Below are 16340 nucleotides of genomic sequence, written 5' to 3' on the forward strand. Positions count from 1 at the left end.
AAAACAATTTTGTTTCTCGGTTCAGGACAATTATTTACTAAATAGGGCGTTAACTCATTATATTAACAACCTAAACAGACAAGAGATGAGTATCAAATCATTAAAATCAGTATTGAAATTTTGGCAGGAGATTATTTTTATCATTTCGATAGGATTGGGATTAACGGTATTTGCCAAAGCCGTACTACAGGGGTACAATGTAGATGGATGGGATATTTTTCTCGTTTGCTTCTTTGTCCCTTTACTAAGCTGTCTCATCGGTCAATTCTTTTGGAAAAACAGGCGCCTGGCAAGTATCCTTTCTGCATTTTTGGGCGTTAGCTCTTTTGTCATCATCCTGATGGCTTTATATGGCATCAACACAACAAGCATTGATGTGATAATGAAACAATCTATCATCATGTTGATTGGAGGAATTGTCGGAGTGATTGCCGCGATTACGATGAACACCTCCGGTAAATTTGTGCCGGGGATATGACGGCACACAGTTGACACATAAGACAGTCGACTCTATTGGCGATTCTCTTCTACACATTTAAGTGAAATCGTTGTTTTATTCGTATTGATGGAAGGGGATTTCACGCGGCTTAATGTTAATTATGGACAAATGACCCCCATGATTGAACAATTATTACCCCTTTGAATGGGGGAAAATCCGTATGTTTGCAAGAAGGTTTATTATGAAAACAAACAAAGAGACAAATTAAACATCATTAATATTAAGTGGTATGAAAACAAATTATGAATTACGTTACGCGGCACATCCCGAGGATGCCAAATCGTATGATACGAAAAGGCTGCGTAAAGACTTCCTGATTGAAAAGGTATTTGCACCGGATGAGGTAAACATGGTCTATTCGATGTATGACCGTATGGTTGTGGGCGGCGCTATGCCGAAAGCCGAGAAATTACATCTCGAAGCGATCGACCCGTTGAAACAGGCCTTTTTCCTGCATGCACGCGAAATGGGTATCTACAACGTAGGCGGCCCGGGCATCGTATATGTGGGTGATGACAAATTCGAGCTCGACTACAAAGAGGCGCTCTATCTGGGAAGCGGCGACCGCGAAGTCTATTTTGAAAGCAAAGACAGCGCCAAACCGGCTCTGTTCTATTTCAACTCACTGACGGCTCATCGCAATTATCCGGACAAAAAGGTAACGAAGGCGGATGCTGTTGTAGCCGAACTGGGCACTTTGGAAACATCCAACCACCGCAATATCAACAAGATGCTAGTGAACCAGGTGTTGCCTACCTGTCAACTACAGATGGGTATGACCGAACTGGCTCCGGGCAGCGTATGGAACACCATGCCTCCCCATGTGCACTCACGCCGCATGGAGGCCTATTTCTATTTTGAAGTACCTGCCGATCAATCGGTTTGTCACTTTATGGGCGAGATAGACGAGACACGCCACATCTGGATGCAGAACAACCAGGCGGTATTATCACCCGAGTGGTCGATCCACTCAGCGGCAGCTACCTCCAACTACACCTTTATCTGGGGTATGGGAGGTGAGAATCTCGACTATGGCGATCAGGACTTTTCAGCGATTACGGACATTAAATAATAAAATCGAATTATGAATTATGAATTATGAGGTGTTTCCGGCCATCATAATTCATAATTCATAATTCATAATTAGAAATAAGATGGCAAATTTTTCATTAGAAGGCAAAATAGCCTTGGTAACCGGTGCTTCATATGGTATCGGCTTCGCGATCGCTTCTGCATTGTCAGAAGCAGGTGCAACCATTGTTTTTAACGACATCAACCAGGATATGGTCAACAAAGGCTTGGCCGCTTACACAGAAAAAGGGATCAAAGCCCACGGTTATGTGTGCGACGTAACCAACGAAGAGGGTGTTTACGCCATGGTGGCGCAGATCGAAAAAGAGGTAGGTGTGATCGATATCTTAGTGAATAACGCAGGTATAATCAAACGTATTCCGATGATCGAAATGTCGGCAGCCGACTTCCGTCAGGTGATCGATATCGACCTGAACGGGCCGTTTATCGTAGCCAAAGCGGTTATCCCCAGCATGATCAAGAAGGGAGCCGGAAAGATTATCAATATCTGCTCGATGATGAGTGAATTGGGACGCGAAACCGTTTCTGCTTACGCCGCAGCCAAGGGTGGTTTGAAAATGCTTACCCGCAATATTGCTTCGGAATATGGCGAATACAACATCCAGTGTAATGGTATCGGCCCGGGTTATATCGCTACTCCGCAGACCGCTCCGCTTCGCGAAAAACAAGCCGACGGCTCACGCCATCCGTTTGACTCGTTCATTATTGCCAAGACACCAGCTGCCCGTTGGGGAAATCCGGAAGACCTGGCCGGACCGGCTGTGTTCTTAGCGTCTGAAGCATCCGACTTTGTGAATGGACATATCCTCTATGTAGACGGAGGTATTCTGGCTTATATCGGAAAGCAACCGTAAGTCGCGTAGCGAATTCTTAACTTCTAATAAAAAAGCTACCCCGAAGGGTAGCTTTTTTTATTACGCATAATTCTCTTTCATCGGCTCAAAGAAAGCCTGTGGGTGTTCGCATGCCGGGCATTTCTGCGGGGCGCTCTTGCCTTCGTGCACATATCCGCAGTTGCGGCATTGCCACTTGATGGCTTCGTCCTTTTCAAACACCTTATTCAATTCAATATTTTCCAACAGCTGACGGTAACGTATCTCGTGTTCTACCTCCACCTTGGCAATCATACGGAAAGCTATTGCGATCTGTTTGAAGCCTTCTTCTTCGGCTATCGCGGCAAATTCGGGATACAATTCGTCCCATTCTTCCAGTTCGCCTTCGGCTGCTGCCAAGAGGTTTTCTGCCGTTGTACCGATGCGTCCTGCAGGATATGAAGCGGTAATCTCTACCATACCCCCTTCGAGGAATTTGAAAAAGCGTTTGGCGTGTTCCTTTTCCTGTTCGGCTGTTTCCATAAATACGCCTGCGATCTGCTCATATCCCTCTTTTTTTGCCACGCTGGCAAAGAAGGTGTAACGTGTTCTTGCCTGTGACTCACCGGCAAATGCTTTCAACAAGTTTTGTTCTGTACGTGTTCCTTTGATACTTTTTTCCATGATTTGATTCATTTTTATGTAAGATAATGTTTTATATAAGCATAATTGTCATTTCAAAAGTAGGTATTTCTTGGCGAAAGAGGTCAAATTATATGCTAAATAGAATCTATCGACTTATAAATATTGTTTATATAGCCTCCATTCCCTACCTATATAATAACTATTAAAGCGGCAGGAATGTTTACATCTGGTTTTATTTTTACCTTTGCAGTCTTGATTTGAAACAGATAAGAAAACAGTCAAAGTGGAAAAGAAATTTGATTTTCAGCCCAAACTTTTCACAGCTCTTCGAAACTATTCGAAAGAAAAGTTTATGGCCGACCTCATGGCCGGTATTATCGTAGGTATCGTAGCGCTGCCTCTGGCGATTGCCTTTGGTATCGCCTCGGGTGTAAGCCCTGAAAGAGGCTTGTTTACTGCCATCATCGGTGGCTTCATTGTCTCTTTTCTCGGCGGAAGCAATGTGCAGATTGGCGGACCGACCGGTGCGTTTATCGTGATTGTGTACGGCATTATCCAGAACTTCGGCGTAGAAGGATTGGCCATTGCCACGGTGATTGCCGGTATCATGCTGGTATTGATGGGGGTATTAAAGCTCGGAACGGTGATCAAATTCATCCCCTACCCGATCGTTGTCGGTTTCACCAGCGGTATTGCCCTGACAATTTTCGCCACGCAGATGAAAGACCTCTTCGGCCTCTCGATCGAGAAAGTGCCGGCCGATTTCCTCTCTAAATGGGTGGTTTATTTCCAACATATCGACACCATCAACTGGTGGGCGTTGCTTATCGGGCTATTGAGTATCCTGATTATCGTCTATACGCCGCGTATCTCCCGTAAGGTACCCGGGTCGCTGGTGGCGATTATCGTCATGACGCTGATTGTTTTTGTGCTTCGCAATTACGCAGGAATAACCGTGATTGAAACGATTGGCGACCGCTTCGTCATCAACGCTGCCCTGCCGACGCCGGAAGGCTTCTCATTCAACCTGGAGACAATCAACCGTCTATTGCCCTCCGCCTTTACCATTGCCATGCTGGGAGCGATCGAATCGCTGCTCTCGGCCACCGTAGCGGATGGGGTGACCGGCGACAAACATAATTCCAACACGGAACTGATTGCCCAGGGTGCTGCCAATATCGTGGTGCCCTTGTTTGGCGGGATCCCCGTTACCGGAGCCATCGCGCGCACGATGACCAATATCAATAATGGCGGTCGCACGCCTGTGGCCGGCATTATCCACGCGGTGGTCTTGTTGTTGATCCTCTTGTTTCTCGGCCCGTTGACAAAACATATCCCCATGGCCTGCCTGGCGGGGGTACTGATCATTGTCTCCTATAATATGAGTGAGTGGCGCACCTTCCGTTCGCTGATGAAGAACCCGAAAGGCGACGTGGCGGTACTATTGGTCACCTTCTTCCTGACCGTGATATTCGACCTGACGATCGCGATCGAGATTGGATTGTTGATTGCCATGTTTATCTTTATGACACGCGTGACGGAAACGACAAAAATCTCTGTCACCACTGACCAGATCGACCTCTCGGAAGGCAGCGAAGTGGCGGTGGAAGAGGAGACACTAGTTCTGCCGCAAGGCGTTGAAGTGTATGAGATCGACGGTCCGTTCTTCTTTGGTATAGCCAATAAGTTCGAGAGTGTGATGCAGCGTGTGGGCGACAAGCCGCAGGTGCGTATCTTCCGTATGCGTAAGGTACCCTTTATGGACTCCACGGGGCTGCATAACCTGGAGAGCTTGTTACGCCTCTCCCAAGCGGAAGAGATTCAACTGATCCTGTCAGGGGTAAACGATACGGTACGCAACCTATTGATCAAATCCGGTTTTGCCGAGAAGATAGGCAAAGAGAATATCTGCAGCAATATCAATGAGGCAGTTCTCAAAGCCGGAGAACGGGTCGTTTCAAGCGGAGACACTCACGTCGAAGCCTAACCGGCGCGCCCGGTCGGCAATCGCTTCCAGATCCTCTTTCGAGACCTTTCTTAAGCCTTTCACAGGAGTTTCCCGGTCGATGGTGTAGATCATCACCTGCCGGGGATCGATCTGTTGCAGGGCTTCGAGCCAGCCTGCGATCTCCTCTTCAGTGGTATTATCGATGGACTCTCCGTTGTGTTCGCCCCGGATAAACATCGTTTGAATAATCAGATTCCCACGGAAACGCTTCAGGTGTTCCAACAGCCAGGCAAAGGTAAAAGAGGGCGCATTAGGCACATCCAACTGGCGGATGCGGCTGTCGAGGACAGAGTCGAACTTCAGAATGTTATCTTCGATCTTATTCAATGCTTCGAACACATCCGGGCGGTCGATCATCGTGGCGTTGGAGAGAACAGCGATCTTCGCCTTCCCGCAATAGGCATTGCGCAAAGCGATCGTATCGTCGATGATCGCGCCGAATTCAGGATGCACCGTCGGCTCCCCATTCCCCGCAAAGGTGATCACATCCGGGCAAACGCCTTCTATTTGCATCTGTAATAGTTTCTTCTCCAAGGCCTCACGCACAGCTTCGCGCGTTGGCATCTTCGAACGTGTTCGGCGCTCTTCATTCAAGCCGCATTCGCAATAGATACAATTGAAGGAACATAACTTCCCATCCGCGGGCAATAGATTAACCCCGAGGGAAACACCCAGCCGACGGCTGTGTATCGGTCCAAAGACAGGACTATCAAAAAGGATCGTAGACATATCGTTTAATTATGACGCTTTTACGCTACTATTTCAAACAAAGTAGCTGCTAAAGGTACAAAACTCTGTGCAAAGTTCATTAGTTTTTTGTTTCTTTGCATCAAATCTATAATGGATATGGAAAATGAACAGATGATTCTCCGCACAGAGGATCTGGTAAAGAAATATCGGACAAGAACGGTGGTAAATCATGTTTCCATTAATGTGAAACAGGGTGAGATTGTTGGTCTGCTGGGTCCCAATGGAGCCGGTAAGACGACAACGTTTTATATGACAGTTGGGCTGGTAACACCCAATGAAGGGAAGATATTCCTGAACGATATGGAGATCACCAAGTTCCCGGTCTATAAACGTGCCCGTAACGGGATCGGTTACCTGGCACAGGAGGCTTCTATTTTCCGTAAGATGACGGTGGAAGACAATATCCGCTCGGTATTGGAGATGACCGACAAACCGCTGGACTACCAGAAAGACAAACTGGAAAGCCTGATTGCCGAATTTGGGCTGCATAAAGTACGGCGTAACCTGGGCGACCAGCTATCGGGAGGTGAGCGTCGTCGCGCGGAGATTGCCCGTTGCTTGGCCATCGACCCGAAATTCATTATGCTCGACGAACCGTTTGCCGGTGTCGACCCCATTGCCGTGCAGGATATTCAAATGATTGTGGCACAGTTGAAGCATAAGAACATCGGTATCCTGATTACCGACCACAACGTATACGAGACACTGAGCATTTGTGATCGTGCCTATCTGTTGTTTGAAGGAAAGGTTCTATTCCAGGGATCGGCCGAACAACTGGCCGAGAATGAAATCGTTCGTGAGAAATACCTGGGTAAGGACTTCGTCTTACGGAAAAAAGAGTTCGAGAAAGAGGGCTAATCAATAGACCCTCTTACGATACCTCTCTCTGAAGATTTAATAAAATTGAGTATCAGGTCGCGCTCTACGCCCGGCTCATACTCTGTTTCTATGCTATGGATAGCTTGTGTGTTATTGAGCCCGCGTGTGTACAGCGTGCGGTAGATATCCTGGATAAGAAACACCTGATCGTTGGTGAATCCGCGCCGACGCAATCCAACAATATTAATGCCGCAATACACGATCGGGTCGCGACCGATCAAGGTGTACGGAGGAATATCTTTCCCTACGCGTGAGCCACCCTGAATCATCACGTGCGATGAGATGCGGGTGAATTGGTGTACCAGGGTTCCGCCGCTTATGATGGCGTAATCGTCTACTTCTACTTCACCGGCCAGCTGGGTCGCGTTGCCAATGATGATATGATCTTTCAGAATACAGTCGTGAGCAATATGCGAATAGGCCATAATCAGACAGTGGCTTCCGACAACGGTTTTCTCTTTGGCTTTTGTTCCGCGGTTGATCGTTACACATTCGCGAATGGTGGTGTGATCGCCAATCTCTACGGTCGTCTTCTCTCCTACAAACTTCAAATCCTGCGGAATACCGCCGATAACGGCTCCGGGGAATATAGAACAATGACTTCCGATACGCGATCCGTCTAAGATGGTAGCATGTGGGTAAATACGGCAATTATCGCCGATCACAACATCTTTCTCAATAACAGCGAAAGGATCGATAGTTACATTCTCCCCAATCTTCGCTTCGGGATGAACAACAGCTAAAGGTGAAATACTCATATCTGTATTATTATTTATTTTTTATTATTTGCGCCATAAATTCCGCTTCGCTCACCAGCTTCTCGCCCACGAAGGCATAGCCCTTCATCGTAGATATGCCACGGCGGATGGGGCTCATCATCTCCAGGCGGAGCACAAGGGTATCACCCGGCACCACCTTCTGGCGGAACTTCACATTATCTATTTTCATAAAGTAAGTGGAATAGCGTTCCGGCTCTTCAATAGAGCTGAGCACCAGCAATCCACCCACCTGTGCCATCGCTTCGACCTGCAATACCCCCGGCATAACCGGCTCTTGCGGGAAATGCCCGGTGAAGAAAGGCTCATTCGTCGTGATGTTTTTAACCCCCACGATATGGCGGCTACCTACTTCGATGATCTTATCGACCAACAGGAAAGGATAACGATGCGGCAACAGTTCACGGATACGGTTAATATCCATAATAGGCGTTGTATTCGGATCGTAGACCGGTGCCTGCACATCATTCAATTTGATCTCTTTGCGGATCATACGCGCCATCTGGTTGTTGATCTTATGCCCCGGGCGTGTCGCGATGATACGTCCGCGGATAGGCTTACCGATCAGGGCGATATCGCCGATCACGTCGATCAACTTATGGCGAGCCGGTTCGTTAACAAACACAAGGGGTTTGTTATTGATATAGCCCATCTCCTGCACATTCTTATGCGGAAGCCCCATCATATCGGCCAGTTGATCCAGGGATTGCTGCGGGATTTTCTGATCGTAGATAACGATGGCGTTATCCAGGTCGCCCCCTTTGATCAGGTTGTTCTGCAACAAAGCCTCCACTTCGCGCACAAAAACAAAGGTACGTGAGGCGGCCATCTCTTTCGGGAATTCGCTCAGGTCGTCCAGGGTCGCATATTGATTGGATAATATGGGGGAGTCGAATGAGATAAGTACATTCAGACTGAATTTATCATCGGGAAGAATAACCAATGAAGAGCCTGTCTTCTCGTCGACAACCTCTATCTTATGCTTGACAATATAATAGTCTTTCGGAGCTTCCTGCTCTTTGACGCCCACCTTTTCGATCGCTTCCGTGAAGAAGATGGAGCTACCATCCAGAATTGGGAACTCCGGCGCGTTCACTTCGATCAGGCAATTATCGATTTCGGCCGCGTATAAGGCTGCCATGGCATGCTCTATGGTGCTTATCTGCACATTGTTTTTCGCAATAACAGTACCACGCTGTGTGTTTACAACATTTTCGGCAAGGGCGTCAACAACGGGCTGACCTTCCAGATCGACACGTTTGATCTTATATCCGTGGTTCTCCGGTGCAGGATGGAAAGTGATCTGAATATCCAAGCCTGAGTGCAGTCCTTTGCCTGCTAAAGAGAAACTATTCGCAAGCGTCTTTTGTTTTTGCATATACTTATTATTGATTGTTTAGTTTTTCTTTGAGTTGTTCTATCTCGCGCTGCATATCCCCTAAGGATTTATAAATATCCGGCAGGCGGCGCATCACAGCGCTCGATTTGAAAAAGGTCTTTACCTCCATGGCGGGCGAACCCATCAGGTTTGATCCCGCTTTCAGGTTGCTGATAACTCCGGACTGAGCCCCCAGACTGACATTGTCGCCAATCGTTATATGCCCGCCCAGACCTACCTGTCCGCCAAACACACAGTGTTTGCCTACCTTGGTAGAACCGGCAATACCCACCTGTGATGCCATCACCGTGTTTTCGCCTATCTCTACATTATGGGCAATCTGGATCAGGTTATCCAGTTTCACTCCTTTGCGGATAACGGTCGAGCCCATCACCGCACGGTCGATAGCCGTATTAGCTCCGATCTCCACATCCTCTTCCAAAACGACATTCCCCACCTGAGGGATCTTATTGTAGCTCTCCCCGTCGGGAGCGAAGCCAAAACCGTCGGAACCGATCACGGCTCCGGAGTGTATAATGCAACGATCGCCTATGCGGCAGTCGGCATACACCGACACATGCGGGTAGACGATACAGTTGTCTCCTACCGTCACGTTGTCACCGATATAGGCAAACGGATATATTTTGCTGCCGGCACCGATCTTTGCTCCTTCTCCGATATAAGCAAAACTGCCCACATAGCAATCTTCGCCCAAGGAGGCTGACGCGGCAATAGAAGCGTTCGCATCCACTCCTATCTTCTTAGGCTTGGCCTGTTCGACCATAGTCAAGAGCATGGCCAAGGAGGCATATGCATTGGCCACCCTTACCCGGGTCGCTTTTATCGGTTTCTCAGGCACAAAATCCTGGTTGACAAGGACGATGCTGGCCTCTGTCTCATAAATGTAATGTGCGTATTTGGGGTTGGCCAGAAAGGTAATCGAACCGGAACGGGCTTCTTCAATCTTTGAGAATGTACACACTTTTACTTCCGGATCACCTTCCACTGTACCTTTTAAAAAAGCAGCGATTTGTTGAGCAGTAAACTCCATTGCTGTCAAATATATTAATTACACTCTAATTTTACGAACTTTTCATTGTAACCAAAAATGCAAAAATGAGAAAAATTCCCCGTATCGCCTATGATTTGCGGAGAATTATTCCTTTATCAAGCAGATATAAGGCCATTTCCTGTTGCACTTCGCGCGCCGCTTCACGTGCCACCCGCGCAAAATTTTCCGTATGGTCGGCATAGATAATCGCCCGAGAAGAATTCACTAACAAGCCGCATTGGTCGTTCATCCCGTAGCGGGCCACCTCTTCCAGGCTGCCTCCCTGCGCACCAACACCGGGTACCAACAGGAAATGATCGGGCGCACACTTACGGATATCCAGGAACATCTCGCCCTGGGTCGCACCCACCACATACATCATCTGCTCGTCTGTCGCCCATTCCTGCGACTTCTTCAATACCTTTTCAAACAGGCGTTCACCATTGGCATCCGTCATAAACTGGAAATCCTGCGACCCTTTGTTGGAGGTCAGCGCCAGCAATATAACCCAGCTCTCCGGATACACCAAGAAAGGCTTCACACTGTCTTCGCCCATATAAGGAGCCACCGTAACGGCATCCACCTTGACATGATCGAAGAACGAACGCGCGTACATCTCGGAGGTATTACCAATATCTCCGCGTTTGGCATCCGCAATAATGAATTGATCGGGATAGTTCTCCCGTATATAGCGCACTGTCTCTTCAAAAGCAAGCATTCCTTTGGTGCCCAGGCTTTCGTAGAAGGCCAGGTTCGGCTTGTAGGCCACACAGTAGTCGGCCGTCGCGTCAATGATTGCTTTGTTAAACGACAGGATCGGATCTGCTTCCTGCAACAGATGTTGCGGTATTTTCTTCAGGTCGGTATCCAGACCGACGCACAGAAACGATTGTTTCCGTTGTATGTTTTCGAATAATTGTTGTTTGTTCATAATAACCAATGAGCTTTTTAAAGTTCAGATTCTTTCATTCTCTCCGCATTTTCCGCTACGATCAGGTGATCGATACAATCCTGTATGTCACCATCCATAAATGCCGAAAGATTATAAATCGTATAGTTGATACGATGATCCGTAATACGTCCCTGCGGATAGTTGTAGGTACGGATCTTCGCCGAACGGTCACCGGTCGATACCATCGTTTTTCTTTTCGATGAAATGGCCGACAGATGTTCCTGCATTTTCATATCATAGAGACGGGTACGAAGCATCTGCAACGCCATCTCTTTGTTGGCCAGCTGCGAACGCGACACCTGGCATTGGATCTGTATCCCGGTAGGCTTGTGATAAAGCTGCACTTTCGTTTCCACCTTGTTTACGTTCTGTCCGCCAGCCCCACTGGAACGAGCGGTTTGAAACTCCAGGTCGGCGGGATTGATCTCCACATCCACCTCTTCCGCTTCGGGAAGAACGGCTACCGATGCGGCCGATGTGTGTACCCTTCCTTGTGTTTCCGTCGCCGGAATGCGTTGCACCCGGTGTACGCCACTCTCATATTTAAGCGTTCCGTACACATTATCACCGCTTACATTGAGGATGATTTCTTTGAAACCACCCGATGAGCCTTCGCTGCTGCTGGTCACCTCCGTTTTCCAGCCTTTCGATTCGCAATATTTCAGATACATCCGGAACAGATCGCCGGCAAAGATCGCCGCTTCATCGCCACCGGTTCCTCCGCGTATTTCCAGAATCGCGTTCTTGCCATCTTCCGGATCGGCCGGGATCAAAAGCAATTTGATCTCCTCCTCCAGCTCCGGAATGCGCCGGGTACAGTTTTCCAGTTCCTCCTTGGCCATCTCGCGCAATTCGGGATCCTGCTCGCTGTCCAATAGCTGCCGGGCCTCTTCCACGCCATTCAGGTTGCGGATATATTCTGCTCTTGCCTGGATGATCTTCTCTAGATCGTGATATTCCTTATTCAGCTTGACATACCGTTTCATGTCGGCAATCACTGCCGGGTCAGTAATCAATGTACTTACCTCTTCGAAACGGCTTACCAGTCCGTCTAATCTTTGTAATAAACTGTTATCAGCCATTTATTCTTTATCAATAAACAAAGCGACCCTTTTCGCTTTCAATGATCAGCTCGTTCGCCGGTGCCTCTTCGACATAACCTACGATTTGCGCCTCAATACCGAATTGACGGGCTATATCGATCACCTCCCCGGCATGTTCTTCGGAAAGATAGATCTCCATGCGGTGTCCCATATTGAATACCTTGTACATCTCATCCCAGCTTGTCGCGCTCTGCTCCTGAATGATACGGAACAGCGGTGGGATGGGGAAAAGGTTGTTCTTCACCACCCGTTTGTTTTGTACAAAATGCATCACCTTCGTCTGAGCCCCGCCCGAACAATGCACCATCCCGTGAATCTCAGGACGTAGTTTGTCGAGCAACTGTTTGATTACCGGGGCATAGGTACGGGTCGGCGACAACACCATCTTGCCGGCTGTCATGCCTATCTCCTCGATCATATCGGTCAACTTCAGGTTGCCTGAATAAACCAGATCGTCGGGAGTTGCATTATCATAACTTTCCGGGTATTTCTGCGTCAGGTACTTGGCAAACACATCATGGCGTGCCGATGTAAGCCCGTTGCTTCCCATACCGCTATTGTATTCTTTTTCGTAGGTCGCCTTTCCGTAGGAGGCCAGTCCGACAATCACATCACCGCCTTGAATACGGGCATTGTCGATCACATCGGCTCTTTTCATACGGCAGGTCACCGTACTGTCGACGATGATGGTACGCACCAGGTCGCCCACATCGGCCGTTTCCCCGCCGGTAGGATAACATCCGAAGCCCAATTCGCGCAGTTCCGCCAATAGTTCGTCGGTGCCGTTGATAATCTCCGCGATCACCTCGCCGGTGATCAGGTGTTTGTTGCGACCAATCGTAGATGAGACCAGGATATTATCCGTTGCCCCCACGCAAAGCAGGTCATCGATATTCATAATGAGTGCGTCCTGCGCAATGCCTTTCCATACCGAGAGATCACCTGTCTCTTTCCAATACATATAAGCCAGGGAGGATTTGGTCCCCGCGCCATCCGCATGCATGATATTGCAATAATCAGGATCACCGCCCAATATATCAGGGATAATCTTACAGAAAGCGAAAGGGAACAATCCCTTGTCGATATTCTTTATCGCATTGTGTACATCTTCTTTGGAAGCGGATACTCCACGTTGATTATAACGTTTGTCACTCATTACCTTCTGTTTTTGGGTGACAAAGGTAAGTCATTAATTGCTAATTGACAATCGACAGTTGATAATTCTTTGGTTCATACAGCTATAGAGATGGTCATTTTTCCCTCTATCAGCGTAGCTTCAGTACATCTCCTTCGGCCGGAACATACTCCGGATCCTTTTTATTCATCTTATAAAGGCTCTTTATCTGTATGCCATATTGTTGCGCAATGCTATGCATCGACTCCCCAATCACCACCACATGATCGTAATAGGGCTTGTCGGCCTTCTTTTTCTTTTTCTGCAAGTAAACAATATCACCCGGCTGTAACGGGAAATCCTCCGGCACCTCATTGTATTTGCGTAAGTTTTTCACTTTGAAGTCCAGATCGTATGCGATTTTCTCAAAGCTATCGTTATTCAATGCCTGCACATAGATCAACCCATGTGTCTTATACACGCTTCGCCGGTGTTTCGGTTCCGATTTAATCTGTTTCTCGATCTCTTTTGCCGAGACCTTCTTGACGCCTTTCCCGCTATCGAAACGATACAATTCATAATCTTCGATCATCTTGATCAGTTTATTGGCATAGGCTTTATCGGTCGCGTATCCGCATTTCTGCAAGCCCTGTGCCCATGCTTTGTAGTCGGTTATGCGCAGTTTGAAAAGAGAGGCATAACGCGGACGATCCGCCAGAAAGTGCGAATGGTCTTCGTAAGAATCTTCCACCTTGCGGTATTTGCGGAAACATTCTCCGCGGGCGTCATCGTCGTGATAAGATCGCTGCCCTTTCCAGTCAGAGTGGCATTTGATACCGAAATGATTATTCGATTCGCGCGCCAGCTTGCTTTGCCCGGCACCCGACTCCAGGATGCCTTGCGCCAATGTGATGCTGGCGGGAATGGCATATTTACGTTGATGTTCGACCGCCAGGCTACTGTATTTATCAATATATTTTTGATAAGACGCGTTTTTGCGTTGAGCAAATGCAGCCGTAGAAATCAACAGTAATAATAGAAAAAGAAACGAACGGTTTTTTATTGTCATAGCAACTATCTTTCTGTAAATTAGTTCCTGCAAAGATAGGATTATTGAATTTATTCTTTATATTTGCTCATATAAATAATCCTTATCACCATGAAAGAAATAAAAATAGACATGAAACTGGAGGAGATTCCGGTTTCCGAATTGTCGCCTTTAGACCGAGAGCTTATGAACAGAGCCATTGCCGCGGCTCGCAATGCCTATGCGCCCTATTCCCATTTCCATGTAGGCGCCGCTTTGATGTTGACCAATGGTAAAATGGTAACAGGCTGCAACCAGGAGAATGCCGCATCGCCCTCTTGTGTGTGTGCCGAAGTAGCCGCCCTGACCCAGGCAGGCGTTCTTTATCCCAAAGTACCTATACGCGACATCGCCATTATCGCCTTAAAAAAGGAGGAACCGACCGAACGCATCGCTCCCTGTGGCAACTGCCGCCAGGTGATGTTGGAGTATGAAAAACGGGGCAACTCCCCCATCCGCATCCTGCTTTGTGGCCGGGAAAAGGTACAAATCATTACTTCTGCTAAAAGCCTGCTCCCGCTCTCTTTTTCAGCAGACGAATTGGGATAAGAAAAGTATTCAGCTTAAAAATTCACCCCTCTATCCCACCACAGACGGGTACCGCCATGGTCGGGCGCATCGAGGGCTTTCAATAGGGCTTCATATTGTGGGGGATCTAGTTGAGCCATTTCACCGGGATAAGGCAAACGTCGGATCATAATCTGCGTGTCGATACTGCCCCCTTTGCTGTTGTTTACACGCACCGGGAAAAGACGGGGATATCCCGTACGCCGCTGTTCCGCCCAGGCTTCGCATCCTTCCGGAAAGATTGCTAGCCACTTCTGCGTGATGACCTTTTCCAGTTTTTCCTCCTGCGACGCGGTTTCGATCCAGCGGGGAGAGACGCGACATTGCGCCTCTATATTATTAATTGGCTCAAAAGGATCCACATAATCGGCGCCAATATGATCCCTTTCCAGATACTCGTCTACGCCGGCAGCGCCCCATTGACGGAAAGAGGTATAGACACCTTGCCGGTAGCAGTCGCCTGCACTCTCCGCAGTCCATCCTCGCAACGCCGCTTCCGCACGCAAGAACCACACCTCGGCCGCCGTCATCAGGATCGGATCGGTCGTCTGGTTGACATAAATCTTGGAATAATTGGCAAACAAGAGGTGGGAATACCCGGATCCCTGCCGTATGCCTCGGTATTGTCCTTTCAGGGGAACGAGTTGTTCTTTCCCTTTGTCGTTGACAAAGACCACATCCTCTTCGCAGGGTTCGAAAAACAATTCCCGCCGCGGGTCTTCATAGCCATTGAGGATCGACTCCATAGAGGCATTCATCTGCGCTTCGTTCCAGACACGATTGATCTCACCCAACGGATTGGAATAACCTCCTTTGGTTGACACCGTCACCAGTTGTTGCGGCTCCTCCAGGCAGCCAAACGGATGATTCTGCGATTTCAGGAATTCAGTTCGTGCTTTTTCCGGATCGGCCATGGCAATGCGGATGGCCAGACGCATGCGGAGTGAATTGGCAAACCTGCCCCAGGCCGATATCGTTCCGTCGAGCAGGATATCGAATTTAGGCAGAATAGCCGCTGCCACCTCATCGTTTGCATTCGCCGTAAGCAAGGCAAGGGCGGCATCCAGGTCTTCAAAGAAAGCCGTATAGGCCTCTTGTTGCGTATCGGGTGTATAGTCGCCTCCCTCGTGTCCGAACGAACGATAGATGATCGGGCCATAGATATCGGTAATGCGATGCATGGCTTCCACCTTCAGTATCTTGGTGATCGCGTGGATCACCGGGTATTCATTGGCGGTGAAGTCTTCGGATTTCTTCAACTGGGGGAGCGTGTACGAATAGGTGTACAACCAATTCGTGCCGTTCCAACCGTCCTGCAGGTTGTAGTCGGTGTTATGCGAACCGCCGTTATGCGGCTTATAATCGTGCATATAACCGCTGAACATATCGGCATTCAGGTTCTGCATAATCTGGAAAGGCCAGTTCTTGCCCTTTCCGAAATCGTAATTGAAATAGATGCCCTGCTGAGCCACCTCCAACGGGATGCGCAGGTAGTTGAAATCGATCTGCATCTGCTCCTCCGTCATACCGGAGTTGTCTGTATTGATCTCTTTGAAATCGCCTGTGCAGGAGATAAAACCTGCCAGCGCCAACATAACTATATATACTGCCGACTGTCGCATAACGC

At 48.3% G+C, this 16340-nt stretch carries 16 protein-coding genes; 6 read left to right on the forward strand and 10 right to left on the reverse strand.

Translation table 11 applies throughout. From position 1 onward, the window contains the following. Positions 1-85: 85 nt before the first annotated feature. From M2134_RS03040 to M2134_RS03050, 3 genes are all read left to right on the forward strand, one after another. On the forward strand, positions 86-478 hold the full coding sequence (locus M2134_RS03040) for a hypothetical protein (protein ID WP_280750196.1): 393 nt from the start codon (positions 86-88) through the stop codon (positions 476-478). Between the two features lie 250 nt (positions 479-728). Next, positions 729-1571 carry a 5-dehydro-4-deoxy-D-glucuronate isomerase gene (gene kduI, locus M2134_RS03045; protein WP_280750195.1) on the forward strand — a complete coding sequence of 281 codons (843 nt, stop codon included), beginning with the start codon at positions 729-731 and terminating at the stop codon, positions 1569-1571. 82 nt (positions 1572-1653) lie between these two features. Continuing rightward, positions 1654-2445: a gluconate 5-dehydrogenase gene (locus tag M2134_RS03050; RefSeq protein ID WP_280750194.1), complete on the forward strand. Its 792-nt coding sequence runs from the start codon at positions 1654-1656 to the stop codon at positions 2443-2445. Between the two features lie 60 nt (positions 2446-2505). On the opposite strand, the gene rbr is transcribed toward M2134_RS03050, so the two are convergent. Further along, positions 2506-3087, reverse strand: a complete 582-nt coding sequence (rbr, locus tag M2134_RS03055; protein WP_280750193.1) for a rubrerythrin — start codon at positions 3085-3087, stop codon at positions 2506-2508. 244 nt (positions 3088-3331) lie between these two features. Between rbr and sulP the strand changes: the two genes are divergently transcribed. Then, entirely contained in the window at positions 3332-5035 is a 1704-nt protein-coding gene (gene sulP / locus M2134_RS03060; protein ID WP_280750192.1) for a sulfate permease, read from the forward strand. On the opposite strand, the gene M2134_RS03065 is transcribed toward sulP, so the two are convergent. Continuing rightward, positions 5006-5785: a radical SAM protein gene (locus tag M2134_RS03065; protein WP_280750191.1), complete on the reverse strand. Its 780-nt coding sequence runs from the start codon at positions 5783-5785 to the stop codon at positions 5006-5008. The genes sulP and M2134_RS03065 overlap by 30 nt on opposite strands. Positions 5786-5902: 117 nt before the next feature. Between M2134_RS03065 and lptB the strand changes: the two genes are divergently transcribed. Then, a complete protein-coding gene (gene lptB / locus M2134_RS03070; RefSeq protein ID WP_280750190.1) occupies positions 5903-6664 on the forward strand; it encodes an LPS export ABC transporter ATP-binding protein in 762 nt (253 codons plus the stop codon). Here the strand turns inward: lptB and lpxA are convergent. The 7 genes from lpxA to M2134_RS03105 all read right to left on the reverse strand — a co-directional run bounded on the left by lpxA (position 6661) and on the right by M2134_RS03105 (position 14128). Next, the gene (lpxA, locus tag M2134_RS03075) at positions 6661-7443 is read right to left on the reverse strand and encodes an acyl-ACP--UDP-N-acetylglucosamine O-acyltransferase (RefSeq protein WP_280750189.1); all 783 of its coding nucleotides are present in this window, start codon (positions 7441-7443) and stop codon (positions 6661-6663) included. The genes lptB and lpxA overlap by 4 nt on opposite strands. 10 nt (positions 7444-7453) lie before the next feature. Beyond that, positions 7454-8839: a bifunctional UDP-3-O-[3-hydroxymyristoyl] N-acetylglucosamine deacetylase/3-hydroxyacyl-ACP dehydratase gene (locus M2134_RS03080; RefSeq protein ID WP_280750188.1), complete on the reverse strand. Its 1386-nt coding sequence runs from the start codon at positions 8837-8839 to the stop codon at positions 7454-7456. A gap of 7 nt (positions 8840-8846) precedes the next feature. Next, entirely contained in the window at positions 8847-9890 is a 1044-nt protein-coding gene (gene lpxD, locus M2134_RS03085; protein ID WP_280750187.1) for a UDP-3-O-(3-hydroxymyristoyl)glucosamine N-acyltransferase, read from the reverse strand. An 88-nt stretch (positions 9891-9978) separates the two neighbouring features. Continuing rightward, the gene (gene pyrF, locus M2134_RS03090; RefSeq protein WP_280750186.1) at positions 9979-10821 is read right to left on the reverse strand and encodes an orotidine-5'-phosphate decarboxylase; all 843 of its coding nucleotides are present in this window, start codon (positions 10819-10821) and stop codon (positions 9979-9981) included. 17 nt (positions 10822-10838) lie between these two features. After that, complete coding sequence (gene prfA / locus M2134_RS03095) at positions 10839-11924, reverse strand: peptide chain release factor 1 (RefSeq protein WP_280750185.1); 1086 nt, start codon at positions 11922-11924, stop codon at positions 10839-10841. A gap of 10 nt (positions 11925-11934) precedes the next feature. Continuing rightward, the gene (locus tag M2134_RS03100) at positions 11935-13101 is read right to left on the reverse strand and encodes an AIR synthase related protein (RefSeq protein ID WP_280750184.1); all 1167 of its coding nucleotides are present in this window, start codon (positions 13099-13101) and stop codon (positions 11935-11937) included. A gap of 109 nt (positions 13102-13210) precedes the next feature. After that, complete coding sequence (locus M2134_RS03105; RefSeq protein WP_280750183.1) at positions 13211-14128, reverse strand: glucosaminidase domain-containing protein; 918 nt, start codon at positions 14126-14128, stop codon at positions 13211-13213. 90 nt (positions 14129-14218) lie between these two features. On the opposite strand from M2134_RS03105, the gene M2134_RS03110 reads away from it, so the two are divergent. Continuing rightward, the gene (locus tag M2134_RS03110; RefSeq protein ID WP_280750182.1) at positions 14219-14695 is read left to right on the forward strand and encodes a cytidine deaminase; all 477 of its coding nucleotides are present in this window, start codon (positions 14219-14221) and stop codon (positions 14693-14695) included. A gap of 14 nt (positions 14696-14709) precedes the next feature. Here the strand turns inward: M2134_RS03110 and M2134_RS03115 are convergent, their stop codons facing one another. After that, entirely contained in the window at positions 14710-16335 is a 1626-nt protein-coding gene (locus M2134_RS03115) for a SusD/RagB family nutrient-binding outer membrane lipoprotein (protein WP_280750181.1), read from the reverse strand. Between the last annotated feature and the right edge of the window lie 5 nt (positions 16336-16340).

Origin of the sequence: Parabacteroides sp. PM6-13 (assembly GCF_029892605.1) — a bacterium.
Taxonomy (GTDB): Bacteria; Bacteroidota; Bacteroidia; order Bacteroidales; family Tannerellaceae; genus QVMG01.

Coding starts and splice junctions, on each gene's coding strand:
- M2134_RS03040 (WP_280750196.1), top strand. CDS start 86: ATGAGTATCAAATCATTAAAATCAGTATTGAAATTTTGGCAGGAGATT.
- kduI (WP_280750195.1), top strand. CDS start 729: ATGAAAACAAATTATGAATTACGTTACGCGGCACATCCCGAGGATGCC.
- M2134_RS03050 (WP_280750194.1), top strand. CDS start 1,654: ATGGCAAATTTTTCATTAGAAGGCAAAATAGCCTTGGTAACCGGTGCT.
- rbr (WP_280750193.1), bottom strand. CDS start 3,087: ATGGAAAAAAGTATCAAAGGAACACGTACAGAACAAAACTTGTTGAAA.
- M2134_RS03065 (WP_280750191.1), bottom strand. CDS start 5,785: ATGTCTACGATCCTTTTTGATAGTCCTGTCTTTGGACCGATACACAGC.
- lptB (WP_280750190.1), top strand. CDS start 5,903: ATGGAAAATGAACAGATGATTCTCCGCACAGAGGATCTGGTAAAGAAA.
- lpxA (WP_280750189.1), bottom strand. CDS start 7,443: ATGAGTATTTCACCTTTAGCTGTTGTTCATCCCGAAGCGAAGATTGGG.
- M2134_RS03080 (WP_280750188.1), bottom strand. CDS start 8,839: ATGCAAAAACAAAAGACGCTTGCGAATAGTTTCTCTTTAGCAGGCAAA.
- lpxD (WP_280750187.1), bottom strand. CDS start 9,890: ATGGAGTTTACTGCTCAACAAATCGCTGCTTTTTTAAAAGGTACAGTG.
- pyrF (WP_280750186.1), bottom strand. CDS start 10,821: ATGAACAAACAACAATTATTCGAAAACATACAACGGAAACAATCGTTT.
- prfA (WP_280750185.1), bottom strand. CDS start 11,924: ATGGCTGATAACAGTTTATTACAAAGATTAGACGGACTGGTAAGCCGT.
- M2134_RS03100 (WP_280750184.1), bottom strand. CDS start 13,101: ATGAGTGACAAACGTTATAATCAACGTGGAGTATCCGCTTCCAAAGAA.
- M2134_RS03105 (WP_280750183.1), bottom strand. CDS start 14,128: ATGACAATAAAAAACCGTTCGTTTCTTTTTCTATTATTACTGTTGATT.
- M2134_RS03110 (WP_280750182.1), top strand. CDS start 14,219: ATGAAAGAAATAAAAATAGACATGAAACTGGAGGAGATTCCGGTTTCC.
- M2134_RS03115 (WP_280750181.1), bottom strand. CDS start 16,335: ATGCGACAGTCGGCAGTATATATAGTTATGTTGGCGCTGGCAGGTTTT.